The sequence below is a fragment of the Streptomyces sp. AcH 505 genome, from assembly GCF_000818175.1.
Classification (GTDB): Bacteria; Actinomycetota; Actinomycetes; order Streptomycetales; family Streptomycetaceae; genus Streptomyces.
Map to the genome: position 1 here is coordinate 4,045,989 of NZ_JTIY01000001.1, position 26,787 is coordinate 4,072,775.

The window sequence follows — 26,787 nt, forward strand, 5'->3', positions numbered from 1 at the left end:
GCCGGGCAGCTTCACCCCCATCGAGCAGCGGTAGGGCGGGATGCGGTCACCGATGTGCACGGCGCCCCACAGCCCGGAGAAGACCAGCAGCGACTTCGCGGCCCGCCGGCGCGCCGCAGCGTCCAGCGTGGCCAGGTCCAGCGCGTCGTACAGCACGCCGGTGTAGAGCTGCCCGGCCGGCCGCGTCCCCGCCGTCCGCAGCAGCACGTTCTTGGCGACCTCGCCGCGCAGCCCCTCGGTCAGCCCCAGTACCTCGCGCGCCTTCTCCTCGTCGGCGGCGCACAGCTCGACCAACTCGTCCAGCACGGCCTCCCGGGCCCCGGCGAGCCCCGGCAGCGACAGCGACTCGGGCTTCAGCGGGGCACCGCGCCCGGAGGCGGCCTTTCCCTCCGACGGCGGCAACAGCACGAGCACGGTGGTTCTCCTTCGGCGGATCAACTGACGGGGTGCGCGGCCCCCGGGCGCCAGGGTAGGCGAACAGCGGCGGAGGCGTTCCGCACCCCTCCGGCCGGGTAACATGAACGGCACGGCAGACGAGCCGGGCGGGCGGCCGCGTCAAGATCACCGATCTTGCCGAGGAACGTCCGGGCTCCACACAGCAGGGTGGTGGGTAACGCCCACCCGGGGTGACCCGCGGGACAGTGCCACAGAAAACAGACCGCCCGGCGCTTCGGCGCCGGGTAAGGGTGAAACGGTGGTGTAAGAGACCACCAGCGCCCGAGGTGACTCGGGCGGCTAGGTAAACCCCACCCGGAGCAAGGTCAAGAGGGGTCGTCGGTTGACGGCCCTGCGCGGACGTCCGAGGGCTGCTCGCCCGAGTCCGCGGGTAGACCGCACGAGGCCGGCGGCAACGCCGGCCCTAGATGGATGGCCGCCTCCCCGGCCGCCGCGAGGCGACCGAGAGACAGAACCCGGCGTACAGCCTGACTCGTCTGCCGCCACTCCGGCCCTGGTCGGAGTGGCGCTGTGCACTCAGGCGTTCCGCGCGGGACGGATCACGCGAGGCCGCGCGCCGCCACGAACACGAACTCCTTGCCCGGCCGGTCGGGTGCGTCGCGTACGTCCTCGACGACGAAGCCGTGCTCGTGCAGGTCCCGCTCGATCTCCGGCCGATCGCGGAAGCGGAGTGTCGATTCCGAGGTCAGTACGTCCCCGTCGGCGGCGAACACGTGCGTCCCCCGGAAGCTCACCAGCGGCAGGCTCACGTCCGTCAGCTCGGCCCAGGTCTCGACGCGGCCGACGCCGGGGATGTTCGTCACGCGGTACGTGGTCTCGCGCGTCCACCGCGCCCACTCCTCCCACACGCGCCGCGCCGGGTCGCGCGTCTCGAAGACGAGCCGCCCGCCGGGTCGCAGCGCCTCGTAGGCGCCGCGCAGCGTCGTACGCCACGCCTGCGGATCGGTGATCGCCTGGGCGACGTTCGCGGTCATCGTCACCAGGTCGACCCGCAGGGGCGGCAGGTCCGCGGCGTTCCCGTCGAGCCAGCGCACCCGCTCAGCGCCCGGCTTGCCGCGTGCGACGTCGACGGACGCCCGCGCGGGGTCGATCCCGGTCACCGCGATCCCGCGTGCGGCGAGGAGCAGCGCGAACACGCCCGTACCGCACCCGATGTCCAGCACGGACCGTGCCCCGAACTCCTCCGCCATCGCGAGATACGCGTCGAGATCGCCGCGGTCCGGATCGAGTGGGTCGTAGAGGGCGGCGAGGCGCGGATGTCCGAAGGCTGCGTCAACCATGGAGGCGAACGTACGCGGCTCCGGGCCGCGCGGCGACTGCGTTTTACGGCAGCCGCAGACGCGGCCCGCTTGAGGTTGGAGGTCAGTGCCGGGCGGCGAACATGCCCTCGATCTCCTTGAGCACGAAGCCGGGACGGTCCGTCGGTACCTCGTGGGATGAGCCCTTGGCGGTGACGAGCGTGCGGTTCGGCGCCGCGTGGGCGAACGAGGCGGCGGCGTCACGCCAGCGCTGGGCATCCTCGGGAGACCCGTCGAACGGAGTCTTCTCGGAGACCACGACCGTGGCCGGCACCGAATCGGGCCATGTCACCTTGTGGAATGCCTGGTGTGCGGCGGCGAAGCCCTCCGCGGTGGAGATGAGTTGGCGGTTCTCCGGCCTCTCGGGGTCCTTCTTGGCCGCGTCCACGGCGGGCTGGGTCGCGGCCACAAGGCGGGGTATTTCTTCGTCCGTGAAGAACTGGGGGAGGTTGGCGTCCACCAGGACCGCACCGGAGAGCATCCGGGGGTTGTCCTGGGCGAAGTAGTTGGCGACCTCACCGGCCTGGGAGTGGGCCACCAGGGTCACATCCTTGGTGATGCCCAACTGCGCGAGCCCCGCCTTGAGGTCGCTGACAGCGCTCCGCACCTTCCACGGGCCGGGTACGACGTCGCTCTTGCCGAGACCGGCGCGGTCGTAGGTGATGACGGTGGCGCCGGTGGCCGCGTGCAGCTTGGGGACGATGTCCTTCCACTGCGACGAGTACTCGCCGCCACCGGAGTCCAGGACGATGGTGGAGCGGCTGCCCCGCGTGACGTAGAAGGCCAGCCGGTGACCGCCGTTGTCGACCATGTGCAGCTTGGTCCTGCCGATGTCGCTGGTCGCCGGGGACGCGGACGCGACGGCGGAGTGCGAACTCGGCTGCTTGGCGGCGGAGTTGTCGTCGCTGCAGGCCGTAACGGCGCCGGCAGCCACGACCAGCAGTGCGAGGGCGGACACGGCGCGGTTCACGGAACGGCGGTTGGGTGTGGTGCGGGACATCACTGATCCTGACGATGGATGGTGTGGAGACGGTGATGTCCATCATTCGGCGGCTCTGCCGGTCGCAGAATCCGGCTGACACGTGTGTCAGTGGTGCAACTGAGTCGCGCGGGCACGGTAGGGAAAACCCCCGCAACCGATCACCACGCGCCGCCCGTGCCCGGCCTCACCACCCCGCTCCCGCCGGTCCCTTTGCAATAAGTGCCAGCTCTGCTCGGGTCCGTCCTCAGGCTCGCCGGAGGATCGGCTGAGGGTGCGGTGCAGGGGCCTGGCGGTGTGGGGTTTGTTTGATGGCCAGGACCGCCACGTCGTCCGAGAGCCGGCCCTCCGTGTGTGCCGTCATGTCCTGGAGCAGGTGGTGGAGCAGTTCCTCCGGGCCCGTCAGGGGGAACGTCGCCGCCCGTTCCGCCAGTGGGTAGAACGTGCCCTCGGGTGAGCGGGCTTCGATCACGCCGTCCGTGTAGAGCAGGAGCGTGTCGCCTTCGGCGAAGGTGAACGTGTCGCTGTGCAGGCCGGGGGTACCCAGGCTGCCGAGGCCCAGTGGGGGTGCCGGGTCGGTCGACTCCAGGACCGTGACCTGGCCGTCGCGGAGCAGCAGGGGCGGCGGGTGGCCGCAGTTGATCATCGCGCCCCGGCCGCTCGCGTCGGGCAGGTCCAGGACGAGCGCCGTCACGAAGTGCTCGCCGGGGTCCTGTTCGATGTCGCCTGCGTCCTCGATGTCCGCGCTGACGCTCTCCTCCATCGCCCGCACCAGCGCGGGCAGCGTCTCGCAGTGCCTGGCCCCCTCGCGGAACGCGCCCAGGACCACGGACGCCTCGCCGATGGCGGCCAGGCCCTTTCCCCTTACGTCGCCGATGACGACCCGGCTGCGGGTCGGGTCGGGGCGTACGACGGCGAACAGGTCGCCGCCGATCTGCGCGTCGGCGTCGGCCGTCAGGTACCGCCATGCCACCCGCAGCGGGCCCAGCTGCTCGGGCGGCGGGCGCAGCAGGACGCGCTGCGCGGTCTCGGCCACCACCCGTACCCGGCTCAGCTGCTGGCTGTGCGCCTCGCGCAGGTAGCAGAAGAAGACCACCACCGCCGACAGCAGCACCAGCGCCGCGAACTGCCACACATGGTTCGTCGTGCCCACTCCGCCGTCCAGCGCCGTGATCACGACCTGGGCCACCACCGCGGCCGCCGCGATGATGGCCGTGCGCCAGGGCCCGGCGAACGACGCCGTCAGTGCCGGTGCGATCACCAGCAGCGGGCTGAGATAGACGTCGCTCGGTGACACCAGTGCCACCGTGATGATCACAATAATCAGAACAATGGGAACAATCAGCAGCCGTCCTGCGGCGCGGCCCGGGAAATCATGCAACCGCCGGATATCCATCCGCCCATTCTTGTTGCCTGACGCACCGAATGCGGTGAAGGCGGCGGCGCGTCACCGCATCCTCGGTACGTGAAAAACCTAAAATTCACGCACTTCGCATAAACAGAGGTGCAAGGTGTTCAGACCGTCCGACATCGCCAGGCACCTGTCGGCGCTGCCCGCAGAACCCGCCCAACTCCTCCCGGCCCGGGAGCAGATGGCCTTCACCCTCGGCTTCCACATCATCCTGGTGCCGTTCGGTGTCGCGCTGACCACGCTGATGCTCGTCGCCCACCACCGCGGCCTGCGCACCGGTGACAGCCAGGCGCTCCTGCTGGCGCGGCGGTGGTCGAAGGTGGCGGCCGTGCTGTTCGCCGTCGGAGCCATCACCGGGACCGTGCTCTCCTTCGAACTGGGCATTCTCTGGCCCGGCTTGATGCGGAAATACGGCCCCGCCTTCGGATTCCCCTTCGCCGTCGAAGGGCTCTTCTTCTTCCTTGAGGCCATTTTCGTCTCGATCTACATCTACGGCTGGGGCCGAATGCGGCCCTGGGCCCATTTCTGGTCCGGTGTGCCCGTCGCGCTGTCGAGTATCGGCGGCACCGCCTCCGTCATCGCGGCGAACTCCTGGATGAACGAGCCCGGCGGTATCACCGTCAGACACGGCGCCGTCGTCGGCGTACGGCCCGCCGAGGTGTTCTTCAACAAGGCCTTCTGGTGGGAGTTCCTGCACATGCTCCTCGCCGCGTACATCGTCGCCGGCTTCGTCGTCGCCGGTGTGTACGCGTGGGGCATGCTCAAGGGCCGCAGGAGCGCCTACCACCAGCTCGGCTTCAAGATCGGCTTCACGGTCGCCGCCTGCGTACTGCCGGTGCAGATGTTCGTCGGCGACACCATCGCCCGGCAGGTCTTCAACGACCAGCCCAACAAGTTCGCCGCCATCGAACTGCTCCCGAGGACCCACAGCCACGTCTCCGAGACGCTGGGCGGTGTACTGATCGACGGCGAGCCCCGGTACGGCCTCCCCATCCCTGATGTGGCCTCCCTGCTGGCCGACTTCTCACCGTCGACCACCATCAAGGGGCTCGACGCCATCCCCGCCGACGTACGGCCCACCGACCGGCAGGTCAACATCGTCCACTGGGCGTTCGACGTCATGGTGGGCGCCGCGAGCCTTCTGCTGCTGCTCGCGCTCTGGTTCGCCTGGCTGTGGTGGCGCCGCCGCGAGCGTATCGCCGTCAGCCGGCCGTTCCTGTGGGCCGCATCCGTCAGCGGCTTCGTTGCCATCCTGTGCCTGGAGAGCGGCTGGGTGGTCACCGAGGTCGGCCGCCAGCCCTGGACCGTGGACGGACTGCTGCTCACCCGCGACGCCGTGACCACCCGGGGCAACCTGTGGGCGCTGTTCAGCTGCGTCCTCGCCCTGTACATCGCCGTCGGCGCCGGCGCCCTGTGGGTCCTGCGGTCCATGCAGGCGCGCTGGCGGCAGCACGGCGACGAGACCGTCGACGTACCGTACGGACCGGAACCCCCGGACAAACCCCCGGCGGGGCACCCGGGCCACTCCCAGGGAAAGGTGTCCTAGGGTGCCGGACGCGGTGGCGGTCTTCCTCTTCATCGGCGTCATCGCCTACTGCCTGCTCGGCGGCGCCGATTTCGGAGCCGGCTTCTGGGACCTGGTGGCGGGCGGCGCGCGGCGCGGCCGGGCGCCGCGCAAAGCGATCGACACCTCACTCGCGCCGGTGTGGGAGGCCAACCACACCTGGCTGATCTACTGTCTCGTCATCCTGTGGAGCGGATTCCCCACCGCTTTCACCGCCATCACCACCACCCTCTACCTGCCGCTGGTCCTCGCCGCGCTCGGCATCGTGCTGCGCGGCGCCGGCTTCGCGTTCCGCAAGACCGCGATCCGCACCCGCGAACAGCGCCTGTACGGTGCCGCCTTCGCCCTCTCGTCCGTGCTGACGCCGTACTGCTTCGGCTCCATCGCGGGGGCCCTCGCCTCGGGCCGGGTGCCGACCCGGGGCAACGGCGACGCCGTCTCCAGCTGGCTCAACCCCACCGGCGCCCTCGGCGGCGTGCTCGCGGTGCTCGTCTGCGCGTACCTCGCCGCCACCTATCTGATGGTGGCCACGTACCGCGGCGGCGACCAGGCGATGTACCGCTACTTCCGCGTCCGGAGCCTTGTCGTGGGCGCGGTGACCGGCGCCGTCAGCATCGGCGGCATCTTCGTCCTCCGGTCGGACGCGCCCCGGCTCTTCCACAACCTCAGCCACCGGGCGCTGCCGCTGGTCGTCGTGGCCGCTCTCGGCGGTGTGCTCGGCATGGTCGGGCTGTGGGCGGGCCGGACCCGCGGCCAGCGCCAGATCGCGGCGGCCGCCGTCGCGCTCGTCGTGTGCGGCTGGGGCGTGTCGCAGTACCCGTACCTGCTGGGTACGCACCGCTCGCTGCACGAAGCCGCGTCGCCGGACGCCACCCTCAATGTGCTCGTGGGCGTCGCCTGCGTGGCGGTGGTGCTGATCCTGCCCTCGGTGGTCCTGCTCTTCCGGCTGGCGGGACGCGGCGCCATCGGCGCGGAAGAACCAGCGGATGAAGGTCGCGGCGACCGGGCGTAGCCTGAATTGATGTCCGTCATCACACGATAATTCGTGCGACGAGGAGATCCTCATGTCGAACACACCCCGCAGGATTCCCGGGGACGACCTGGGCCGGGGAGCGCCAGGTGTCGCAGCGCGCGGGCGCGGGCCGAACCGTCAGGGGGAGGAGCCCTCCCAGCACGACGACACGGCGCCGTCGGCGGGCTGGGGCGCCGCGCGCAGCGTGCTGAAGGTGCTGGCCAGGACGCGCGAGCCGGCGAACGGGCCGAAGGCCGTCATGAAGATGAACCACGAGAACGGCGGGTTCGACTGCCCGGGGTGCGCGTGGCCGGACGACATCAAGGGTCTGCATCTGGACGTGTGCGAGAACGGCATCAAGCACGTCACGTGGGAGATGACGCACAAGAAGGCCGGCCGCGAGTTCTTCGCCGCGCACACCGTCACCGAACTGTCCGGCTGGAGCGACTTCGCGCTGGAGGACCAGGGGCGGCTGGCCGAGCCGATGGTCTACGACCCGGCCACCGACAAGTACGTACCGATCGGCTGGCAGGACGCGTTCGACCTGGTCGGTACGGCGCTACGCGGGCTGGCGAGCCCGGACGAGGCGGCGTTCTACACGTCGGGGCGGCTGAGCAACGAGGCGACCTTCCTCTACCAGTTGTGGGCCCGCGAGTTCGGCACCAACAATCTGCCCGACTGCTCGAACATGTGCCACGAGGCCTCAGGGCGCGCGTTGCAGGCGTCCCTCGGCACCGGCAAGGGCACCTGCGACATCAAGGACTGGGAAGAGGCCGACCTGCTGATCGTCATGGGGGTCAACGCGGCCACCAACGCCCCCCGGATGCTTACCGCGTTGGCCGAGGCGTACCGGCGGGGCGTGCAGATCGTCCACGTCAACCCGCTGGTCGAGGCCGCCTCGCGGCGCACGATCGTGCCGCACGAATTCGGTGCGATGGCCGCCTTCCGTCCCACCGACACCGGCACCATGGACGTACAGGTACGCATCGGCGGCGACCTGGCGCTGCTGCGCGGCGTGGCCAAGGCGGTACTTGAGGCCGCCGAGGACGATCCGTCCGTGCTCGACCGCGAGTTCATCGACGTGCACAGCGCGGGCTTCGACGCGTACCGCGAGCTGGTACGGCGTACGGAGTGGGCGGACCTGGTCCGTCAGTCCGCGATCGACGAGGAGCAGATCAGGAAACTGGCGCGGGCGTACCTCCGTTCGGACCGCACCATCATCTCGTGGTGCCTCGGTCTCACCCAGCAGGACCACGGGGTCGACACGGTCCGCGAGATCGTGAACCTGCTGATGCTGCGCGGCAACATCGGCAGGGAAGGCGCCGGGCCTTCGCCGGTGCGCGGGCACAGCAACGTGCAGGGGAACCGGACGTGCGGTATCGACCACCGTCCGACGCCCCAGTTCCTCGACGTGCTCGACGAGGTCTGCCAGATCGACGCGCCGCGCGCGCACGGGCTGGACACCGTCCACACGATCAAGGCGATGGGCGAGGGCAAGGTGAAGGTGTTCGTCGCGCTCGGCGGTAACTTCGCGCTGGCCACGCCCGACACCGACGCCACCGACGCCGGACTGCGTAACACCGAACTGACGGTGCAGGTCAGCACCAAACTCAACCGCAGCCATCTCGCGCACGGCAGGCGGGCGTTGATCCTGCCCTGTCTCGGGCGCACCGAGCACGACATGCAGGCATCGGGGGAGCAGGGGGTGAGCGTCGAGGACGGGATGAGCATGGTGCACATCTCGTACGGCATGCGCCACCCCGTGTCGCCGGACCTGAAGTCCGAGTGCGCGATCCTGGCCGGGATGGCCCGCGCGACCCTGCCGGCGTCGCACACCCCGTGGGAGTCGTACACCGCCGACTACGACCGGATCCGCGACACCATGGCCCGGGTGCTCCCGGGGTTCGAGGACTTCAACCGCCGGGTCCGCGAGCCTCTCGGGTTCCGTATCGCCCAGCCCGCCCGCGACCGTGTCTTCCTCACGGCCTCCGGCAGGGCCGAGTTCCACGAGTCGCCGCTGCCGGACGTCGTGCCGCCGGAGGGCCGGCTGGTCCTGTCGACGATGCGCTCGCACGACCAGTTCAACACCACGATCTACTCGGACAACGACCGCTACCGAGGGGTCAAGAACCTGCGCACGCTGCTCTTCATGAACCGCGAGGACATGGCGGCGCGCGGTCTCGGTGAGCTGGACCTGATCGACATCACCAGCCACGCCCGCGACGGCAGTACCCGCTCGGTGTACGGGTACCACGTCGTCGCGTACGACATCCCGCGTGGCAGTGTCGCCGGGTACATGCCGGAGCTCAACATCCTCTGCGGGCTGGGCGATTACAGCGCGCAGAGCGACCAGCCGTTGACGAAGCATCAGTTGGTGAGCGTGACGGCCTCCGGCTGACCGGGGTGCGGAGTTCACAGCCCCGGCGGTCCCGCGATCAGGCGCCCCTTCTTGTCGTACGGCCACGCGTTGGCGACGCAGCCGTGCAGGCCCTTGATCTGCTGCATCATGACGGGGGCCAACTGTCCGGTCCCCGGACATGATTCGTGCTGGTGGCCGAGGAAGTGGCCCATCTCGTGGTTGATGATCAGGGCCCGGTAGTCGTGGATCGGACCGTCGAAGGTGGGCGAACCCTTCATCCAGCGCTTCAGGTTCACCACCACCCCGTTGGGCACCTCGCAGTTGTACTCGCCTCCGGTGTCCTGGTGGATGCCCGCCCAGCACAGGGCGTCGGCCGTGTGCGCGGTCGCGATCCGCACCCGGAGGTCGTACGTCTCACCGGGGCCCACCAGTTGGAACGACGAGACCCCGTCGTTGGTCCAGCCCCGGGGCGCGCCCAGTATGTCGGCGATCTCGTCGGCCGCGGCCACGGACGAGAGGCCGGAACCGTCCTCGACCTCCACCCGGTAGCGGAGCCGGTGGGCGCCGTGGCCGACGCTGGTGCGCCTGGCCCGTGCGGTGGCGAAGGTGCCAGGTCCCGACGCGGGGACCTTGGTCGCACCGGGGGCGGGCGACGACGGTGTCGGTGTCGGTTCGGGCGTGGGGCTGAGGGTGGCGCTCGGGGAGGGAGTCGCCGAGCGGGTGGGGGCCGGCCGGATGTCGACCACGCGCGGCGGACGCGAAGCACCGCTCGACGTCGCATCGCGGTCGCCGCCCAGGAAGAACGCCACGGAGCCGAGCAGTCCGACGGCTACGAGTACGCCGAGGAGCACACCTCGCCGCCGCCGACGCGCACGGCTGCGGGCACTGCCGCGCGTACCGCTACGCGTACGGCCGCGCCGGTGGGCTGCGCCGGTGCTGTCGGTGTGAGGTGCGGGTTCTTGCTGTCGTGCGGAGGGCATGGCAGCGCAGACTGCTCACACCACATGATGGACGTTGGTCCGGAGGATCACGAAAAGATAACGAATGACTCCTCGGCCTGCCCGCCTCGCCGGTGGACGACCCTGCCGCGATGAGTTCCGGCCCCGACCGGAGTCTGTTCCGGTGAGTGTCGTAGTACGCCGTACGACGCCGCCCGGTACGAGACTTCACGGAGGCACCATGACCACCACACCGAACGGCGCGGCCGGCGCGCCGTCCGCCCGTCCGCCCGTCGTCGACATGGCCACCTGGCAGGCCGCCCGTGACGAGCTGCTGGTCCGCGAGAAGGCGTACACGCGGGAGGGCGACGCCCTCGCCGCGGCCCGGCGGCGGCTGCCGATGGTGGAGTTCGACGGCAAGGCCGAGGTCGTCGGGGCCGAGGGGGCTGTCCCGTTCCTGGACCTCTTCCAGGGCCGCGACGAGCTCGTGGTGTACAAGCACATGTGGCATGACGGCGCACCGCACCAGGGACAGTGCGAGGGCTGCACCACCACGGCCTGGCACCTGCAGGACGCCACGTACCTCAACGTCAGCGGCGTCTCGTTCGCTGTCCTGACCACGGGCAGCTGGGACGAAGTAGCCCCCTACGTCGCGTTCATGGGCTACACCGGGCCCTGGTACTCGGTGCGCGAGGCGGACGCGCCGATCGGCGACAGCATGGGCTCCCTCACCAGCTACCTGCGCGACGGCGACCGGGTATTCCTGACGTACGCGACGACGGGCCGCGGCGTCGAGCGCGTCAACGGCTCCATCGGCCTGCTCGACATGACCCCCTACGGCCGCCGCGAGGCCTGGGAGGACAACCCCGAAGGCCGGCCCGAGGGCCACGACGCCTGCTGGTCCTGGCGCGCGGACGCGGCCGGCGCGCCCACCTGGGGCCCGACCAGCCGCCCCGTCCCGCAATGGACCCGCCCGGGCGCCACCCCGGTGGAAACCCTGGGCCGCCAGGGTCACCACCACTGACGCGGGGCGGGGGACGGCGCGGGCCACGAGGGGTCTGGGTCAGGCCCCGTGGTCCGGGCCGGGGAAGCGGGCCGACAGGGCCTGTTCCTGGCCCGCGGGGGATTCCTCGGCTTCGGCGAAGGCGTCGTCGGCACTGGCGGGGGGCGCTGTCAGATGGTCCAGGGTGCCGGTGATCGACAGCATGCGGTTCAGCGCGGGGGGACGGTCGTCCAGGTGGAGGCGTACGTTCGCGTCGTCGGCGCGGCGGCGGATCATCAGGAGCGTCGCCAGGCCCATGGAATCGGTGGTGCCGAGGCCCGCGCAGTGCAGGTGCAGGTCACGCAGGTGGGCGTTGTCCGTGAGTTTGCCGCTGACGGCCGTCAGGAGCTGGTCGGCGTTGTCGAAGTCCAGGTCGCCGTGCAGCTCTATACGGACGGTCGTCTCGCTGTCGACGGCCGTCAGGCGCAGGTGACTCGGTGGCATCGTGGTCATGCGGTGCTCCCGGCGGTGGTGAGGGAGGACAAGGTGAGGCGCTCGGCGCCGAGTTGGACGATCCTCGTCGCGCGAGGGAAGTCCTTCAGCTCGGCGGCCAGGAAGCGCAGGGCGGGGGGCAGACTGTGGGCGGGCACGTCGCGGGCGGTGAGGATCCCGGCGGTCCAGGTGAGGAAGTCCGTGAAGAGGTCTTCGTCGCCCGTGTAGAGGGCGATGCCGAGGAACTCCACGATGTGCGCGAGGTCTGCGGCGGTGTGCTCACGCTGCAGTTCGCTGTAGTCGCGCATGGCGGGGAAGGCCGTCTCCAGCTTGCTGAAGACCGCGCGCACCAGGGCCCGGCCGCTGCGGGCGACCATGGTGTACTCCTGGTCGGCCAGATGGGGCAGGTCGTCGATGGCCTGGTGGTGGGGGTGCGGGCGCGACAGCGGGGTGCGGACGAGGAGTTCGGCGGCGGCGCGGGCGTCGGGGGCCCAGGCGTCGGCGCCGAGGAGACGGGCGTAGCGGCCGTCCGTACCGAAGGCGGCTCCGCCGACGAGGACCGGCACTCCCACGGCCTGGCAGGCGGTGATCGCCGCGTGCGCCGTGGGCAGCCGGGTGGCGATCGAGCTGGACAGCGCCACCGCGTCGCAGTTCGTGCGGTGCAGATGCGCGATGAGATGGGGCGTGGGCACCTGGGCGCCGAGGTAGTCGACCTGCCAGCCGCGCAGTTTCAGCACCTCGGCCAGGATCCGGGCGGGCAGGGCGTGCCATTCGCCGTCCACGCAGGCGACCGTGATCCTGCCCGGCCGCTCGACGCTCGTGCGGGCGACGGGGTGGAGCGAAAGCGCGGCCACGGCGCGGTCGTTGATGGCGGTGGCCGCGTGCTCCTGGGCGACGGTCAGCCGGTTGGCCGCCCACTCCTCGCCGACCTTGCCCTGCACGGGCGCGATCAGGTCGAGCAACACGCCTTCCGGGTCCAGGGTTTGCTCCAGCGCGTGCAGCACCACCCCCGTCGCGGTGTACTCGTCGGCGCACGCGACGGCCTGCCACAGCTCGTCCGCCCACCGCCCGGCCCCGTGCGGGGCCGACGCGGTGGAGACAGCTGAGGTGTTCGGGGTCACGCGGTGTACCTGCCCCGAGTGCGGCCGTTCACCGCACTGAGGTGGTGGGTACGCGGAGCGGAGATCACCACGACAGCCATGTCGTCGTGCCGGCCGTCACCGACCCACTCGGAGGCGAGCATCTGTACCCGCTCCACGATCCCTTCCGCCGGCATGCCCGCGCACTCCGACAGCGTGCGGCGCAACCGCTTCTCGCCGAACAGGGTTTCGCCCAGCGGGCCGCCGCGCGCCTCGGTGATCCCGTCCGTGTACAGCACGCACGTCTCGCCCGGCGCGAGGGTCAGCGCCGTGGTGTGGGAGCGGGCGTCGGGGATCGCGCCGACCAGTGTGCCGTGCGTGTCGGCCTCCTCGACCTCGCCGCCCGCCCGCAGGATCAGCGGGGCGAGATGGCCGGCGCTGGTCAGCCGCAGCTGCACCTCGTGCCCCTGGCGGAGTGCCGATGCCAGCACCAGCGTCGCGAAGCGGGTGTGGTGGGAGTTGAGCAGCGACGTGTTGAGCAGGGTGAGCATCTGCTGGTGGTCGTCGGCCATGGGCAGCAACGCGTGCAGGGTGTTGCGGATCTTGCCGGTCAGCACGGCGGCTTCCAGCCCCTTGCCGCACACGTCTCCCAGCACGGCCAGCGAGGCCTCGCCCTCGGTCGCCGACGGGTGTACGTCGTAGAAGTCCCCGCCGATCCGCTCGTGGTCCCCGGACGGCCGGTAGCCGCCGGCGAAGTCGACCCCGCCGACCTGGTGCAGGGCGGGCGGCAGCAGTTCGCGCATCAGGACTTCCGAGATCGCCGACTGCTCCGCGTACAGCCGGGCAGCGGACATCGCGGCGCCCGCACGCGCGGCGAACAGCCGGGCGAAGACCTCCTCGCGCTCCGTGAACGCGGGCGTGTCCGAACGTCTCAGCAGCACCAGGGCCCCGGCGGGCATCCCATGCCCGGGCAGCGGGGTGATCACGATCGAGCCGACCGTGCCGAACCCCTCGGGCACCAGCCAGCTCGGCGCGAGGTCGGGGTCGAGCCAGCGCGACGGCACCGGCGGGAAGCCCTGCAGCGCCTCGCTCAGCCCGGGTACGTCGTCCGGTTCCACCGTCGGGTGGGACATGGCGGGTGTGCCGCCGCGCAGGCAGGTCACCACGGGCAGCCGGCCGGCTCGCGGGGTGGCGATGACCAGGGCCGCGTCGGCGAGATGTGCCGCCGCCATCTGCGCTGTCACGTCCATGCAGCGTTCCAGGTTGAGAGAGGAGAGCAACAAGTTGGAGGAGCGGGCGAGCAGTTCGGTGTGCGCGCGCTCCATACGCAGCGCTTCGCGCGCCAGTCGGTGATCCGTGTCCTCGACCAGCCACCACGCCACGGTGCGGTTCCCCTCGGCCGTCCGGGCAGCCTGGACGGTCGGGTGAGCCTCGAAACTGCGCTCGCCCACGGAGCCCCGGACAACATCCGTTGCCGGAGTTTCCTGGGACGCGTCCCTGGACGAGGGCCGGAAGATCTCGTGCGCCAAGGACAGCCAGTCCGGCGCCACGTCGTCGAGCGCGGCTCCCGCACGCGCCCGCGGCAGGAGCGCACCCGCCGCTTCGTTCACGAAGACAAGAGTCCCGCGGGTGTCAGCCACCAGCACCGGATAGGGGGCACCGCGCCACGAAACGCTCGTCGATGAGCCCGCATCCGATTCCGTCCGGGTTGAAATCACCATGCGTTGAGGACCCGCTGTGCGAATCCCTCACCTCCCCGATCCGAAGAACCTTGCCTCCCAGCAACGATCTCTCAAGCCTTGTCCATCGTGCAACCACGCTGATTCCCCGAACGCGGCGGATCAGTCCTCCGCCGTTCCGGCCCTGGCCTTTCCGGTTCCGGCGGCGGCGCCGGTGATCCGGTGCGGCGGGTTCTCCCGGTACGGGTGACGGCTGTTCGGACCCGGCCGAACAAATCGCGATCCACGCGCTCATACCCAGGGCACAACGGACGGTTGTGGCTGTCCGGTCGGTCGGTTGTTTGATCTCGCTGTCTTCCCCGCGCTTTGATGCCGGTGGTCAGCGGACGGCTGTTCGCGCGGGTCGGGGGAGAGGTGCGTGGGGCGTGGCGGAGACGGTGGGCAGGCGGGCGCTGGGGCGGCGGTTCGGCTGGTTGTGGGCGGCGTTCGCGGTCAGTTCGTACGGCACGGGGTTCGGGTTCGGCGCGTTCCCGCTGATCGCGATCGTCGTCCTGCACTCGGGGCCGACGCAGGTGGCGGCGCTCGCCGCCGCGGGGCGCGCGGTGGGGGCCGTGGTCGCCGTGCCGCTCGGCCCGTGGGTGGAGTTCCGCCGTAAACGGCCGGTCATGATCGCGATGGACCTGACCCGGTTCGCCGCGATGATGACCATCCCCGCCGCCTTCGCGCTCGGCCGGCTCAGCTTCGGCCAGCTCCTCGTCGTCGCCGTCCTCGTCGCGGCTGCCGACATCGCCTTCAAGTCGGCAAGCGGCGCGTATCTGAAGGCGCTTGTGCCGCCGGAACACCTGCTCGTCGCCAACGGCCGCTTCGAGTCGACCACATGGTCGGCGACGGTGGTCGGACCGCCGCTCGGCGGCGCTGCCATCGGGCTGTTCGGGCCGGTGACGACGGTGCTGGCCGACGCCGTCAGCTATCTGCTCTCGGCGCTCGGCATCCGCGCCATCGGCGGCGGCGAACCGTCCCCCGTACGGAAAGGTACGGCGCCCCGGTTGCGGGCCGGCGATCTGCTCGACGGGTGGCGCCACATCCTCACCCACCGCGTGCTGCGCCCGCTGTTCCTCAACTCGATCCTGGTCAACGGCCTGATCATGGCGTCCGAGCCGCTGCTCGCCGTACTCCTGCTGGGCCGGCTCGGGTTCACCCCGTGGCAGTACGGTCTCGTGTTCGCCGCTCCCTGCGTCGGTGGCCTGGTCGGCTCACGCGTCGCACACCGGCTGGCGGCGCGGTTCGGGCGGCGCAGGGTGCTGCTCGTCTCCGGTGCGGCGCGCGCCTGTTGGCCCGTCGGACTGGCGTTCGTCCAGCCGGGGATCCCCGGGATCGTGCTCGTCATCGTCGTCCAGCTCGGCCTTGTGACCTGCATCGGAGTCTTCAACCCCGTGCTGGCCACCTACCGGCTCGACCAGACCGCGCCCGGCCGGGCCGCCCGCACCCTGTCCGCCTGGTCGGTCAGCAGCAGCCTCTCCATCGCGGCCCTGACCGCCGTGTGGGGTCTGCTGGCCGCCGTCACGAGCCCTCGTACGGCAATCGCGCTCGCCGGGGTGCTGCTGCTCGTCACACCGCTGCTGCTGCCGCGCCGCGAGGACGTACTGCGGGCCACGGATGCGGATACGGCCACGGATGCGGCGGTACCGCTTACCCGGCGGCCTGCCTGACCGCCTCGGCCACCTCGGCAGGCGTCGCGTGCGAGGGCGCGCCGTGGCCGGGCAGCACCCAGGACGCCGGCAGCTGGGCGAGCCGGTCGAGCGACGCGCGCGACTCGGCCGGATCGTCCGTGAAGGGGGCGGGCTGCGGACCCGTACGTCCCGTCAGGACGTGCCGTGTCGTCAGTGCGTCCCCGACGAACACGGCGTCGGCGAGCGGCACGTGCACGGCGACGCTGCCCGGCGAGTGGCCCGGCATCCCGACGATCACCGGGCTGCCCGGCAGGTCCAGTACGTCGCCGTCGGCGACCTCGACCACCTCGCTCACGTATGTGGTGCGCAGACCGTTCTTGCGCAGGGAGTACGAGAAGAAGCCGAGCGCGGCGCCGACCTTCATCGTGCCGAGCGGCGTCTTGGGCTTCTCACCCGTGCGCGCCCGGTCGGCGTCGGCGGCATGCACGTACACCGGTACGCCGTGTTCGCGGCGCAGCCGTTCGGCGAAGCCGATGTGGTCGGAGTCCCCGTGCGTCAGCACGAGGCCCCGGATGTCGTCGGCGGTCTTGCCCAGCGAGCGCAACTCGTTCTGCAGGTCGTGCCAGTGGCCGGGGAGGGCCGCGTCGACGAGCGTGATGCCGTCGTCGGTGTCGATCAGATAGCACGACACCACATCGTTGCCGAGGCGGTGCAGGTGCGGAGCGAGCTTCATGGCTCCCCTTTCGAGGGCTGCTGGATCGCCGGTCGCGGATCGCGGTCGGTTACGATGGCTACGATACATAGCCTTGATGGCTATGGGAAATAGCTTTCGCTGTGGAAGGGTGATCCATGCCAACTCCTGAGAAGACCTCGCGGAGCGCGATCGTGGCGGCGGGCCGGGACATCCTGGAGTCGGGCGGTCAGGACGGGCTGACGATGCAGAGCATCGCCAAGCGTGTCGGGGTCCGTGCCCCGTCCCTCTACAAGCACGTACGCGACCGCGCCGCGCTGCTCGTCGCCGTCGGCGAGGCCACGATCGACGAGCTGATCGTCCGGATCGATGCGACCGACGGCTCACTCGAAGAGGTGGTGCGCACGTACCGCGGGTACGCCAAGGAGCGTCCCGAGGCCTTTCGGCTGACCATGGCTTCCCCTTTCGCGCCGACGGAGGCGCTGCAACGGGCCGCGGCCCCGATTCTCCACGCGTCCCGGCAACTCGTGGGCGAGCGCGACGCGCTTGACGCCGCGCGGCTGGTGACCGCGTGGGCCACCGGCTTCATCCAGATGGAGCTGGCCGGCGCCTTCCGGCTCGGCGGAGACGTCGACCAGGCATTCGAGTACGGCATCGCCCGCATGCGCCGGGCGCTCACGGACTGAGGCGCCGGGCGCTCACGGGCTCAGGCGCCGGGCGCCCTGCAGGTGCTCTACAGTCCGGCTGTGAAATTCACTCAAGCCGAGCTGGCGGCCTTTCGCGGCGGTACGCTGCCCGACCTGCTGGGGCCCGACGTGCGGCTGCTGTTCGTCGGGATCAACCCGGGGCTGCGGACGGTCGCTGTCCAGGCGCACTTCGGCCGCAGGGGCAACCGTTTCTATCCGGCCCTGTACCGGGCGGGCATCCTGGACCGGGAGATCGACGCGTCCGCGGGGTTCGATCCGGACGACCGGGCGCATCTGGAGGCGCGCGGTGTCGGGATCACCAGCCTTGTGCCCGGTGCGACGGCCCGTGCCGACGAGCTGTCGCGTGACGAACTGACCGCGGGCGCCGAGTCCTTGGCGCGGCGGGTGCCCCGTATCGGTCCCAACGCCGTGGCGATGCTGGGCATCACGGCCTACCGGATCGCCTTCGGCCGCCCGAAGGCCGTCGTGGGGCGGCAGCCGGAGGACGTCGGCGGCGCGCAACTGTGGGTGGTGCCCAACCCGAGCGGTCTCAACGCCCACGCCACGGCGGCGGGCCTCGGCGAGGCGTACCGCGAAGTGGCGGTCGCGGCGGGCATCGACGTCTTCGCCCCGCCCGCGTAGACCGGTCTACGGTGCGTCGTCGCCGCCGATGAGGCCGAGCGAGACCGTCCACAGCTCCCGTGCGGTGTCGGGGTCGATCGCCCACTCCTTGACGCCGTGGCTGTTGTCGAACAACTCGGCGTCGTTCGGCACGGTGTGGGCCTCGCGACCGTCGTCGAGGTAGTGGCCGCCAGTGCGGGCGAACTCCGGGGCGACCGCCGCGACGAGCGTGGTGGCGGCGCCCTGTCCTGGGGTCTTGTACGTGAAGACGCCCGCGGCCTCGGCGTCGGCCAGGTAGTCCTTCTGCCGCTGCGTGAAGTGCCGTTGCAGGCCCGTGGCCACGCCGCCGGGATTGACGGTGTTGGCGACGATGCCGTCGGCCGCCCAGCGGCGGGTGGCTTCGACCGCGAACAGCGAGTTCGCCGTCTTGGACTGCGCGTAGGCCGCCTGCGGGTCGTAAGCGCGCCGCGCGAAGTGGAGGTCGTCGAACACGACGGGTGAGCGCATGTGCGCCGTCGAACTGACCGAGACGATCCGCGCGCCGCCGCGTTCGCGGGCGCCCGCGGCGAGGGCGGCACGCAGACCGAGGCTCAGGGCGAAATGGCCGAGGTGGTTGGTGGCGAACTGCAGCTCCCAGCCGTCCGGAGTCCTGGCCGGGCCTGGGGTGATGACTCCCGCGTTGTTGATCAGCAGATGCAGCGGACCGGCCCAGCTCCGGACGAAGCCGGTCACCGCCGCCCGGTCGGCGAGGTCCAGGGCGGCGACGTGCACACCGCCACGGCCGCCGGTCGACCGCGCGATGTCCTGGGCGACTTCGCGCCCCGCGACGGTGTTACGGACCGCCAGTGTGACCTCGGCGCCCGCGCGGGCGAGTGACGTCGCGGTCGCACGGCCGATCCCGGACGAGGCACCGGTGACGACGGCACGTATGCCGCTGAGGTCGACACCGGCGACGACCTCGTCAGCCGTGCTCGCCGCGTCGAAGCGTGTGGTGATGAGCGGACGGGGCGTTGTCATGGCGGTCTCCTGATAGCTCGACTATACAAACCAAGCATACTCTGTCTAGTAAGTCTCCGGTCGAGTACACTCTGGGGGTGAGTTCCGCCGAATCCGACGTCAGCAGGGGCAAGGAGGGCGAGGCAGGCAGGCGTGCGCATGTCCTGGACGCCGCGCTGCTGACCTTCGCCCGTTACGGCTACCGGAAGGCATCGATGGACGATGTCGCCCGGGCCGCCGACATCTCCCGGCCCGGTCTGTACTTCTACTTCGCCTCGAAGCGGGACCTCTTCAGGGCCGCCGCCACGCACGCGCTCGACGGTGACGTCGCAGCCGCCGAACGGGCCCTGGCCGACACCGGACGCCCGCTCGGCGACCGGCTCGTCGAGGCCTTCGACCACTGGACGGGCCGTTACGTCGGACCGCTGGCCAAGGACGTCGCCGTCCTGCTCGACAGCAGTCCGGACCTGCTCGGTGCGATGGTCACCGAATACTCCGCCCGGTTCGCCGGGCTGGTCACCGACGCCCTGACCGCCGCAGCGCCGGCCGGCCGCGCGGGCGTGGCGAACGATGTGGCGCAGACGCTGCTCAGCACCGCGAACGGCATCAAACACCAGGCGGCGACCCGCGAGGAGTTCGTCGCACGTATGACCACCGGCGTCGACCTGCTGCTGCCCGCGCTGGAGCGCGTCCCGCGATCCGGCTGAGTTCGCGATCCGGCTGAACCCACGACCCGGCTGAGCTCACGATCCGGCGGAGTTCGCGTCAACGCAGCGGCAGGATCACGCGGATGGTCTTTCCCGTCGAGGTGACGGTGACGGCGACCGCGTTCGCCAAGCGGTGCACGATGGGCCAGCCGAAGCCGCCCGGGTGGATGTCACATCGCCAAGTACGGGCCGACGGGAGCCGGGTGCTGCGGTCCGCGACCGTCACTTCGCACGAGTCGTCCAGCACGGTCACGGAGAACCCGGTGAGACCTCCGCCGTGTCTGATGGCGTTCGTCACCAACTCGGACGTCACCAACACGGCGTTCTCCAGGCGCTCTTCGTCCGTGCGGACGGACGGGCGGCGCAGTGCGTCACGTAGCCGGCGGCGGGCATCCGCCGGCATCATCGGCGGGTTTTCCTCGCCTGGTTTTTCTTCGCCCAGGAGCTCGGGCGCGATCATTCCCTCCGCCTCCGGCACCGCTTTCGCGGCAGCGCAAACGTAACCCTCCGTCGTACCCGGCGCTTTCGCAGGGGCCGCCACCGCCTTTCCTCCGGTCTGCCATCGACTATTCGGTGCCGAGCGGCCGGCGGATGGGTCCCGAATCGCAGGTTTCGCAATGATCACCCCTTGACTTCCGCCCCTACCCACGGCTTGACTTCGGCCCGGAACCAGTCGTTCTCCTTCTGCCAACGACGGCTGTTGATGTCCCCGGTCCGCGGCCCCTTCCGGCTCGCGTAGACCCCCTCCGACGCCGGTGTCGCCGGGCGCCCCTACGCCCGGCGGCGCCGGTTCATATTTTCGAATCTCGACCAATCCGTGCCGACTGCGGCACCGAATACCGGTTGGCAGCCAACAGGAGGAGCTGGGATCTGGATCTTGTGAACGGGTGACGAGCACGCCGCACTCCCGCCGGGGAATTTGATTCCCGGTCAGGGAGGAATTCGGTGTGCCTTTTGGCGTTTCCCTTCTTCGGTCCGCCGCTGACCGCTCCTTATGAACATTGAGCTACAAGTATTGCTACTCGCGATCGTTTGTGTTGATATGCAAACCCGTCTTGTCCTTTCTTAGTGAATGTGCGATGTCACAGAATCTCTTCGAACCTCGGCGCCCGGCCGAGCGCGAACCGGCACAGCCGGCCGTGCCGCCGCGCGACGAACCGTCGTGGGCGCGCATCTACTGGAACACCCTCCGGTCCTTCGTGCGCAGGAACTTCGGCCGCCGACAGCGGCGTTGGCCGTACGCAGCGGCGGCCGTCGTGGTCGTCGCCGCGTTGGTGACGGGAACCGTCCTGCTGGTGGGCGGGAAGACCGGACAGGACCACTCGCAGAACTCCGCCGACGCCGACTCCGCCGACGCCAAGGACGGGCCGGGCAGCGGCCCTTCGCCCGAGGTCCGGACCGAGGCGGCCCGGTGGATCGCGACCCATATCGGCGCCGGACAGGTCGTGGCCTGCGACGCCGCCGTGTGCGGCTCGCTCGCCGCCGTCGGCTTTCCCGTCGCTTCGACCGTCCGCGTCGGCGACAGCGCCGAAGAGTTGCAGAGCGCCGATGTGGCGGCCGTGACCTCGACGTTGCGGCGCCGGCTCGGCGCGGGCATCGACAACGTGATCGCACCGGACGCGCTGGCCGTCTTCGGGACCGGCGACCGGGCCACGGCCCTGTATCCCGTCGCCCACGCCGGCCGCGCCGCGTACGTCGTACAGGCCTCCGACGAGGCGGCGGCGCGGCGCGCCGCTGGCAAGGCGCTGCTCGGCAACGACCGGCTGACCTTCACGGGACCCGCCCGCCAACTGCTCGGCGCGGGACGGGTGGACATGCGCGTATGTGCGCTGCTCGCCACGCTGGGCGGCCAACACACCGTGACCGTGACGTCGTTCGGCCCCGCCGCACCCGGCGCCGCGGTGGGCGTACCGCGCAGCGCGCTGGAGATATCGACCGTCGACCGGGTGTCGGCGGCCGGCCACGCCACGGCGGCCGTCGCACTGCGCGCGCTGGTCACCGCCCAACGGGCGCCCTACCTGCCGCTGGACACCGCCGTACGGGCGGCACGCGGTCAGGAACCCGGAGTGCTGAGCCTGCGCTACTCCCAGCCCGCGCCCCTCGACCTGCTCGCCACGCCCACCGCCGAGTCGGCCGCGTCAGCGGCCTCCTGAACTCCTCCCCGTTCCCGAGAAAGGCCCGACGCATGAGATCCACCGCACCGCCCGTCGTCACCCGCAGGTCCCCGGCCCGCGCGGTCCGCGTGTGCGCGGCGGTGCTGCTGTCCGCCGCGCTCGGCACCGGTGTGCTCGCCGGGCCCGCCGCCGCTTCCGGCAGCGACGCCTGGTCGGGCGGCTGGGTGCGACTGGCGCACTTCTCGCCCGGCGCTCCGGCCGTCGACGTGTACCTCTACCCGTTCGGCGGCGCCAAGGCCGCGATGGTCCTGCGGAACGTGTCGTACGGCGACGCCTCCCCGTACGAGTCGGTCGCCACCGGCCAGTACACCGTGGCCATGCGCGCGGCGGGCGCCGCCGCCTCGGCCACGCCCGTCATCAGCTCGACCGTCCAGGTCAAGAAGGGCAAGGCGTACACCGTCGCCGGGCTCGGGCCTGGCTCGGCGCTCCAACTCCGCACCCTGCCCGACCAGATATCCGCCGGCGCCGACATGGCGGGACTGCGCATCATCCAGGCGTCGTTGAACCAGCCCTCGGTCAACGTCAATGTCGCCGGTGGCGACCGCAGCACACTGCGCTTCCCGACGTCCACGCCGTACGCCTCGGTCCCGGCCGGCGCGACGGCCGTCCAGGTCAGCAGCGGCGGCGCGACCACCTCGCGGACGCTGGACCTCGCGGGCCGCAGCACCCACACACTGGTGGTGCTGTCGTCGTCCGGCGCCGCCCCGAAGCTCCTCGACCTGACGGACTCGGACGGCGCCTCCATCGAGCCGCAGGGCGGTGTCGAGGCCGGATTCGGCGGTCTGAGCGGTACGAAGTCCACCGTGGCCGACGCGTCCGCCGGTGACGGCGCCTCGTCCGGCGCCGGTGCGACGGCCGGGTGGGCGGCGGCGCTCCTCGCGGGAGCCGCGCTCGCCTTCTTCGGCGTACGACGGCTGCGCAGGTCCTGACACCCGTGGGCCGCCACGCCAGACGCCGCTCCCCGCGCCGGGCCGTGCTCGGTTCGCTCACGCTGCTCGGCGCGGCTTCGGCGGCGGGCGGCGCGGTGGGCCTCGGGCTGCAACTGGCCCACGCGGGGCCGTTCGCCGCTGACGGGGCGGGCCTGTCGGACACGGCGAGGGCGGCGGCGACGGCGCCCGACATCCAGTCGGCCGGTACGCGGCCCGGCGACCCCGGACCCAACGTGGCGCACCCGCAGGGCGCGGTCGTCGCCCAACCCTCCATCGCGACACCGGAGTCGGGGGCGCGGCCGACCACGGTCTCCATCCCCGCGCTCCAGGTGCGCAGTTCGCTGGAGACGCTGGGTCTCGCCTCTGGCGGCACGCTCAACTCGCCCACCGATCCCCAGCAGGCGGGCTGGTTCGAGGGCGGAGCGCTGCCGGGACAGCCGGGACCCGCCGTGCTGGTCGGTCATGTGGACTCGCTCGACGGCCCCGCCGTCTTCGCCGATCTGTCGCTGCTGCGGCAGGGCGACACGATCACCGTCTCGCTCAGCGACGGCAGTTACGTACGTTTCCAGGTCACGTCGGTGCGGCGGTACGCGAAGGACGCCTTCCCCACGGAGGACGTGTACGGCGCGCGGCCGGACCCCCAACTGCGGCTGATCACCTGCGGCGGGACGTTCGACGGAGACCGTTACCCGGACAACGTGGTGGTGTTCGCGCGTCTCCAGCCGGCCGGCGCGCGAGCGCGCTAGCGCGTCAGGCGCAGTCCGGCGATCAGCAGCCCGACCAGCCGCCGCGCGTCGTAGTGCGGATCGCTGTCGGCGCCGACGCAGAGGTTGCCCACGCCGTGCATCAGCTCCAGGGGGTCCATGTCGGGGCGGATCTCACCGGCGGCGGCAGCGGCGTCGAGCAGCTCGCCGCAGACCGGTACGAGCCGGTCGCGGAAGTAGCTGAGCAGCGCGTGCAGGCCCGCGTCGTCGGACTGGAGCGCGGCGGCGAGCCCGTGCTTGGTGACGAGGAAGTCGACGAAGAGGTCGATCCACTGCCCCAGCGCGGCGTGCGGGGACGCGCTGCTCGCCAGCAGGGCGGGCCCGGCCTCGGCGCATGCCTCGACCTGGTGCCGGTAGACGGCGATGATCAGGTCCGCCCGGGTCGGGAAGTGGCGGTAGATCGTGCCCGTGCCGACACCGGCCTTGGCCGCGATGTCACGGACCGGAGCTTCCACGCCCGCGGTGACGAAGATCGCGGCGGCGGCGTCGAGGAGCGTTTCCTTGTTGCGCCGGGCATCGGCCCGCTTGGGCCGGGCGGCCCGCACCGGGTCCGGGGCCGGCCCCGAGCCCCCGGTGGCGTCGCTGTCGCTCACTGGGCCGTCCTCTCTGCGCGCCGCTCCGGCAACGGTACGGAACGGCGTGCGACGTTCCGTACCGTTATCGGAGCAAGGTTCCGTTTACCCGATGATGCCAGAGCGGGAAGCGGCCGGCCAAGCTCAGCCCTTATCGGGCGCGCTGCTCGTACCCGACGAGCCGGACACAGACGGTGAGGCCGAGGATCGCCTGCTCCAGCTCCGCGAGGCTCGGGTAGGTGGGCGCCACGCGGATCACCGCGTCGCGCGGGTCGTCACCGTACGGGTGGGTGGCACCGGCCGGGGTCAGGACGATGCCCGCCTCGGCGGCGCGGCGTACGACCTCCTTGGCGCAGCCGTCCGGCACCTCCAGGGTCACGAAGTAACCGCCCTTGGGGGAGGTCCACTTCGCCAGCCCCGTGCCGCCGAGTTCCGCGTCCAGGATCCGCGCCACCGTGTCGAACTTGGGCCGCAGCAGGGCGCGTTGGCGCTCCATGTGGGCCCGTACGCCGTCGGCGTCCCGCAGGAACATGACGTGCCGCAGCTGGTTGACCTTGTCGGGGCCGATGGACCGCTTGGCGTTGTTCGCCAGCAGCCACTTCAGGTTGGCGGGCGATGCGCCGAAGAACGCGACGCCGGCGCCGGCCGCCGTGATCTTCGACGTCGAGCCGAACACGAACACCCGGTCGGCGTTGCCCGCCTCGGCGCAGGCACCGAGCAGATCGGCGATCTCGGCCGGCTCGTCGGTGAGGTGGTGCGCCGCGTAGGCGTTGTCCCAGAAGATCCGGAAGTCGGGCGCGGCCGTGGTCATCGTGGCGAGCCGCGCCACGGTCGCGTCGCTGTACGAAACGCCGTCCGGGTTGCTGTACTTCGGCACGCACCAGATGCCCTTGACCGCCGGGTCCTCGGCGACCAGCCGCTCCACGGCGTCCATGTCGGGGCCGTCCTCGGTCATCGGCACCGGGATCATGTCGATGCCGAACCGCTGGCACAGCGCGAAGTGCCGGTCGTAGCCGGGCACCGGGCACAGGAAGGCGATCCGCTCCTGGTCGACCCAGCGCGACTCGGCGCCGGGCAGCACGCTCAACAGGGCGTGCACCAGGCTGTCGTGCATCAGCTCAAGGCTGGAGTTCCCGGCGGCGAGCAGCTGCGCGGCGGGCACCTGGAGCACCCCGGCGAATATCTCGCGAAGCTCGGGAAGTCCTTGCAGGCCGCCGTAGTTGCGTACGTCCGTGCCGTCGGCCGCGGTGTGCGGCCCGCCGGGCAGGCTCAACAGCTCGTCGGAGAGGTCGAGTTGCTCGGGTGCCGGCTTGCCTCGGGTGAGATCGAGCGAGAGCCCACGTCCCGCGAGGTCCTGGTAGTCCTGGCGGGCCTGGTCGAGGAGCCGCGTCAGGGCGTCTGGGCTCAGCTCGGTGGTCATGGTGTTTCCTCTCGCGGTACTGCTTCGACAGGTGCTGCTGCCGAGAATACAAACCGGCGCGCGGACCGCCGCAGGCGCCGTACGCGCTGAGGGACGTGAACCTGTCCGGTGGCTGCGGGCAACAAGGGGCAGACACGGGCGCCCCGTCGGCCAGGACCTGGGGTGCGGCCCGGCCGAGAACGCGGGGGAAGCTGCGAATGCCGGATCTGTCGGTGGTTGCGCCGTGCTTCAACTTCAGCCGTAACTTCGGCAAGGAGGCCGCCATGCTCGCCGGACTGCGCAGGGCGAGCGGGCGGGCGGTCGTCCTGATGGACGCCGACCTCCAGCACCCGCCCGAACTGATCACGCGCATGCTGGAGTTGCACGGCCAGGGCTACGACCAGGCCGTGGCCCGCCGGCTGCGTGGCCGACTACTACCAGCTGGACGAGATCACCTACTCGCCGCCCAGGCGGTGAGCGTGAACCTTTTCGAGCCCTCACGGGAAGTACGGGCGTCAGGTTCCGTCCGTACCCGTCCGCACGCCGTCCGCACACGGTCTGCACCCATGAAGGAGGCCAGGTGACCGGGCCACCCGATGACGCCACCATCATCAGACAGTCACTGGAACAGCCGGAACTCTTCGCGCTTCTCTACGAGCGCCACGCGCCCGACATCCACCGCTACGCCGCACGCCGTATCGGGGACGCGGCTGCCGACGACATCACGGCCGACACGTTCCTGGAGGCGTTCCGCTCGCGCGGCCGGTTCGACGGGCGGCGGGAGACCGCGCGGCCCTGGCTGTACGGCATAGCGGCGCACCGCATCGGCAAGGAGCGTCGCGTCGAGATCCGCAGCCTCCGCGCACGGGCGCAGGACCCACCGGCCGCCGAGGTGTGGACCGACCAGGTCGACCACCGGGTCACCGCGCACGCCGCGCTCCGCGGCGCCCTCGCGGACCTGTCCGCAGGGGACCGGCACGTGCTGCTCCTCGTCGCCTGGGCCGATCTGAGCTATCAGGACGTCGCCGACGCGCTGTCCATCCCGCTGGGCACCGTCCGCTCGCGGCTCAACCGCGCACGCAAGAAGGTGCGCAAGGCCCTCGGGGCCGATCCCACACTCGTGCTCGACGCCTCGGAGACGGTGACCGCCCATGGATGAGATGGACCTCCTGCGCGAACTGGACGACCGGCCACGCCCCGACCGGGCCCGGCTGACCCCCGGACGGCAGCGGCTGCTCGACGCGGCGGCGCGCGGCCGTAAGGTACGGCGGTTCCGCACCGACTGGCGGTTCGCGGCTGTCGGCGCGGTCGCCGCCGTCACCGTGGCAG

25 protein-coding genes, 1 other RNA gene and 1 pseudogene are annotated in these 26,787 nt (G+C 71.1%); 14 read left to right on the forward strand and 13 right to left on the reverse strand.

The annotated features are described in order from the left end of the window. Window positions 1–414 (reverse strand): peroxide stress protein YaaA (gene yaaA, locus HY68_RS45250; RefSeq protein WP_041990316.1); only part of this gene is annotated, 414 nt, incomplete at its 3' end. Window positions 415–534: 120 nt separating this feature from the next. Between yaaA and rnpB the strand changes: the two genes are divergently transcribed. Beyond that, an RNA gene (gene rnpB / locus HY68_RS39735) (RNase P RNA component class A) lies at window positions 535–935 on the forward strand. A 60-nt stretch (window positions 936–995) separates the two neighbouring features. On the opposite strand, the gene HY68_RS18510 is transcribed toward rnpB, so the two are convergent. The 3 genes from HY68_RS18510 to HY68_RS18520 all read right to left on the reverse strand — a co-directional run bounded on the left by HY68_RS18510 (window position 996) and on the right by HY68_RS18520 (window position 4,129). Beyond that, a complete protein-coding gene (locus HY68_RS18510) occupies window positions 996–1,736 on the reverse strand; it encodes a class I SAM-dependent methyltransferase (RefSeq protein WP_041990319.1) in 741 nt (246 codons plus the stop codon). An 82-nt stretch (window positions 1,737–1,818) separates the two neighbouring features. Next, on the reverse strand, window positions 1,819–2,754 hold the full coding sequence (locus HY68_RS18515; protein WP_041990321.1) for an alpha/beta fold hydrolase: 936 nt from the start codon (window positions 2,752–2,754) through the stop codon (window positions 1,819–1,821). A gap of 226 nt (window positions 2,755–2,980) precedes the next feature. Next, window positions 2,981–4,129 carry a PP2C family protein-serine/threonine phosphatase gene (locus HY68_RS18520; RefSeq protein ID WP_052457131.1) on the reverse strand — a complete coding sequence of 383 codons (1,149 nt, stop codon included), beginning with the start codon at window positions 4,127–4,129 and terminating at the stop codon, window positions 2,981–2,983. Between the two features lie 115 nt (window positions 4,130–4,244). Here HY68_RS18520 and HY68_RS18525 point away from each other — a divergent pair, with 115 nt between their 5' ends. From HY68_RS18525 to HY68_RS18535, 3 genes are read left to right on the forward strand one after another with little or no spacing between them, the layout of a single operon-like run. Continuing rightward, window positions 4,245–5,690: a cytochrome ubiquinol oxidase subunit I gene (locus tag HY68_RS18525; RefSeq protein WP_052457132.1), complete on the forward strand. Its 1,446-nt coding sequence runs from the start codon at window positions 4,245–4,247 to the stop codon at window positions 5,688–5,690. A 1-nt stretch (window position 5,691) separates the two neighbouring features. Continuing rightward, window positions 5,692–6,720, forward strand: coding sequence for a cytochrome d ubiquinol oxidase subunit II (locus HY68_RS18530; protein ID WP_041990324.1), 1,029 nt, complete (start codon window positions 5,692–5,694; stop codon window positions 6,718–6,720). Between the two features lie 52 nt (window positions 6,721–6,772). Beyond that, window positions 6,773–9,118 carry an FdhF/YdeP family oxidoreductase gene (locus HY68_RS18535; protein WP_078863669.1) on the forward strand — a complete coding sequence of 782 codons (2,346 nt, stop codon included), beginning with the start codon at window positions 6,773–6,775 and terminating at the stop codon, window positions 9,116–9,118. Window positions 9,119–9,132: 14 nt separating this feature from the next. Here the strand turns inward: HY68_RS18535 and HY68_RS18540 are convergent, their stop codons facing one another. Continuing rightward, window positions 9,133–9,930, reverse strand: coding sequence for a DUF3152 domain-containing protein (locus tag HY68_RS18540; protein ID WP_241778612.1), 798 nt, complete (start codon window positions 9,928–9,930; stop codon window positions 9,133–9,135). A gap of 328 nt (window positions 9,931–10,258) precedes the next feature. Between HY68_RS18540 and HY68_RS18545 the strand changes: the two genes are divergently transcribed. Further along, entirely contained in the window at window positions 10,259–11,041 is a 783-nt protein-coding gene (locus tag HY68_RS18545) for a DUF899 family protein (protein ID WP_041990328.1), read from the forward strand. Window positions 11,042–11,080: 39 nt separating this feature from the next. On the opposite strand, the gene HY68_RS18550 is transcribed toward HY68_RS18545, so the two are convergent. From HY68_RS18550 to HY68_RS18560, 3 genes are read right to left on the reverse strand one after another with little or no spacing between them, the layout of a single operon-like run. After that, complete coding sequence (locus HY68_RS18550) at window positions 11,081–11,512, reverse strand: STAS domain-containing protein (RefSeq protein WP_041990331.1); 432 nt, start codon at window positions 11,510–11,512, stop codon at window positions 11,081–11,083. Then, a complete protein-coding gene (locus HY68_RS18555; protein ID WP_041990335.1) occupies window positions 11,509–12,612 on the reverse strand; it encodes a cobalamin B12-binding domain-containing protein in 1,104 nt (367 codons plus the stop codon). The genes HY68_RS18550 and HY68_RS18555 overlap by 4 nt, the downstream gene beginning before the upstream one ends. After that, window positions 12,609–14,216, reverse strand: coding sequence for a PP2C family protein-serine/threonine phosphatase (locus tag HY68_RS18560; protein ID WP_241778613.1), 1,608 nt, complete (start codon window positions 14,214–14,216; stop codon window positions 12,609–12,611). Before HY68_RS18560 ends, HY68_RS18555 begins: the two co-directional genes overlap by 4 nt. Window positions 14,217–14,674: 458 nt before the next feature. On the opposite strand from HY68_RS18560, the gene HY68_RS18565 reads away from it, so the two are divergent. Further along, complete coding sequence (locus HY68_RS18565; protein ID WP_241778614.1) at window positions 14,675–15,958, forward strand: MFS transporter; 1,284 nt, start codon at window positions 14,675–14,677, stop codon at window positions 15,956–15,958. On the opposite strand, the gene HY68_RS18570 is transcribed toward HY68_RS18565, so the two are convergent. Continuing rightward, complete coding sequence (locus HY68_RS18570; RefSeq protein WP_041990337.1) at window positions 15,939–16,652, reverse strand: MBL fold metallo-hydrolase; 714 nt, start codon at window positions 16,650–16,652, stop codon at window positions 15,939–15,941. The genes HY68_RS18565 and HY68_RS18570 overlap by 20 nt on opposite strands. Window positions 16,653–16,768: 116 nt before the next feature. Between HY68_RS18570 and HY68_RS18575 the strand changes: the two genes are divergently transcribed. Next, on the forward strand, window positions 16,769–17,296 hold the full coding sequence (locus HY68_RS18575) for a TetR/AcrR family transcriptional regulator (protein ID WP_041990339.1): 528 nt from the start codon (window positions 16,769–16,771) through the stop codon (window positions 17,294–17,296). 60 nt (window positions 17,297–17,356) lie between these two features. After that, a complete protein-coding gene (locus tag HY68_RS18580; protein WP_041990341.1) occupies window positions 17,357–17,938 on the forward strand; it encodes a mismatch-specific DNA-glycosylase in 582 nt (193 codons plus the stop codon). Window positions 17,939–17,944: 6 nt separating this feature from the next. On the opposite strand, the gene HY68_RS18585 is transcribed toward HY68_RS18580, so the two are convergent. Then, entirely contained in the window at window positions 17,945–18,934 is a 990-nt protein-coding gene (locus HY68_RS18585; protein ID WP_041990344.1) for an SDR family NAD(P)-dependent oxidoreductase, read from the reverse strand. A 77-nt stretch (window positions 18,935–19,011) separates the two neighbouring features. Here HY68_RS18585 and HY68_RS18590 point away from each other — a divergent pair, with 77 nt between their 5' ends. Further along, a complete protein-coding gene (locus HY68_RS18590; protein WP_041990345.1) occupies window positions 19,012–19,620 on the forward strand; it encodes a TetR/AcrR family transcriptional regulator in 609 nt (202 codons plus the stop codon). Window positions 19,621–19,678: 58 nt separating this feature from the next. On the opposite strand, the gene HY68_RS18595 is transcribed toward HY68_RS18590, so the two are convergent. Then, window positions 19,679–20,080 (reverse strand): ATP-binding protein, encoded by a 402-nt coding sequence (locus HY68_RS18595; RefSeq protein ID WP_041990347.1) that lies wholly within the window; start codon window positions 20,078–20,080, stop codon window positions 19,679–19,681. A gap of 619 nt (window positions 20,081–20,699) precedes the next feature. Between HY68_RS18595 and HY68_RS40810 the strand changes: the two genes are divergently transcribed. The 3 genes from HY68_RS40810 to HY68_RS18610 are packed head-to-tail and all read left to right on the forward strand — an operon-like array spanning window position 20,700 to window position 23,469. Then, on the forward strand, window positions 20,700–21,773 hold the full coding sequence (locus HY68_RS40810) for a hypothetical protein (protein ID WP_041990349.1): 1,074 nt from the start codon (window positions 20,700–20,702) through the stop codon (window positions 21,771–21,773). Window positions 21,774–21,805: 32 nt separating this feature from the next. Then, window positions 21,806–22,723: a DUF4397 domain-containing protein gene (locus HY68_RS43845; RefSeq protein WP_052457133.1), complete on the forward strand. Its 918-nt coding sequence runs from the start codon at window positions 21,806–21,808 to the stop codon at window positions 22,721–22,723. A 5-nt stretch (window positions 22,724–22,728) separates the two neighbouring features. Continuing rightward, the gene (locus HY68_RS18610; RefSeq protein ID WP_052457134.1) at window positions 22,729–23,469 is read left to right on the forward strand and encodes a class F sortase; all 741 of its coding nucleotides are present in this window, start codon (window positions 22,729–22,731) and stop codon (window positions 23,467–23,469) included. Here HY68_RS18610 and HY68_RS18615 read toward each other — a convergent pair. Both HY68_RS18615 and HY68_RS18620 read right to left on the reverse strand, forming a co-directional pair. After that, a complete protein-coding gene (locus HY68_RS18615; protein WP_241778777.1) occupies window positions 23,466–24,032 on the reverse strand; it encodes a TetR/AcrR family transcriptional regulator in 567 nt (188 codons plus the stop codon). The genes HY68_RS18610 and HY68_RS18615 overlap by 4 nt on opposite strands. A 178-nt stretch (window positions 24,033–24,210) precedes the next feature. Beyond that, on the reverse strand, window positions 24,211–25,479 hold the full coding sequence (locus tag HY68_RS18620) for an aminotransferase class I/II-fold pyridoxal phosphate-dependent enzyme (RefSeq protein ID WP_041990353.1): 1,269 nt from the start codon (window positions 25,477–25,479) through the stop codon (window positions 24,211–24,213). Window positions 25,480–25,709: 230 nt separating this feature from the next. Between HY68_RS18620 and HY68_RS40815 the strand changes: the two are divergent. Together HY68_RS40815 and HY68_RS18630 are read left to right on the forward strand one after the other, a co-directional pair. Then, a pseudogene (locus HY68_RS40815) lies at window positions 25,710–25,883 on the forward strand (glycosyltransferase); the annotation flags it as partial. Window positions 25,884–26,038: 155 nt separating this feature from the next. Next, on the forward strand, window positions 26,039–26,617 hold the full coding sequence (locus HY68_RS18630; protein WP_041990357.1) for an RNA polymerase sigma factor: 579 nt from the start codon (window positions 26,039–26,041) through the stop codon (window positions 26,615–26,617). Window positions 26,618–26,787 lie beyond the last annotated feature (170 nt).

Coding starts and splice junctions, on each gene's coding strand:
- HY68_RS18520 (WP_052457131.1), bottom strand. CDS start 4,129: ATGGATATCCGGCGGTTGCATGATTTCCCGGGCCGCGCCGCAGGACGG.
- HY68_RS43845 (WP_052457133.1), top strand. CDS start 21,806: ATGAGATCCACCGCACCGCCCGTCGTCACCCGCAGGTCCCCGGCCCGC.
- HY68_RS40810 (WP_041990349.1), top strand. CDS start 20,700: ATGTCACAGAATCTCTTCGAACCTCGGCGCCCGGCCGAGCGCGAACCG.
- HY68_RS18535 (WP_078863669.1), top strand. CDS start 6,773: ATGTCGAACACACCCCGCAGGATTCCCGGGGACGACCTGGGCCGGGGA.
- HY68_RS18570 (WP_041990337.1), bottom strand. CDS start 16,652: ATGAAGCTCGCTCCGCACCTGCACCGCCTCGGCAACGATGTGGTGTCG.
- HY68_RS18510 (WP_041990319.1), bottom strand. CDS start 1,736: ATGGTTGACGCAGCCTTCGGACATCCGCGCCTCGCCGCCCTCTACGAC.
- HY68_RS18515 (WP_041990321.1), bottom strand. CDS start 2,754: ATGTCCCGCACCACACCCAACCGCCGTTCCGTGAACCGCGCCGTGTCC.
- HY68_RS18550 (WP_041990331.1), bottom strand. CDS start 11,512: ATGACCACGATGCCACCGAGTCACCTGCGCCTGACGGCCGTCGACAGC.
- HY68_RS18620 (WP_041990353.1), bottom strand. CDS start 25,479: ATGACCACCGAGCTGAGCCCAGACGCCCTGACGCGGCTCCTCGACCAG.
- HY68_RS18545 (WP_041990328.1), top strand. CDS start 10,259: ATGACCACCACACCGAACGGCGCGGCCGGCGCGCCGTCCGCCCGTCCG.
- HY68_RS18595 (WP_041990347.1), bottom strand. CDS start 20,080: ATGATCGCGCCCGAGCTCCTGGGCGAAGAAAAACCAGGCGAGGAAAAC.
- HY68_RS18585 (WP_041990344.1), bottom strand. CDS start 18,934: ATGACAACGCCCCGTCCGCTCATCACCACACGCTTCGACGCGGCGAGC.
- HY68_RS18575 (WP_041990339.1), top strand. CDS start 16,769: ATGCCAACTCCTGAGAAGACCTCGCGGAGCGCGATCGTGGCGGCGGGC.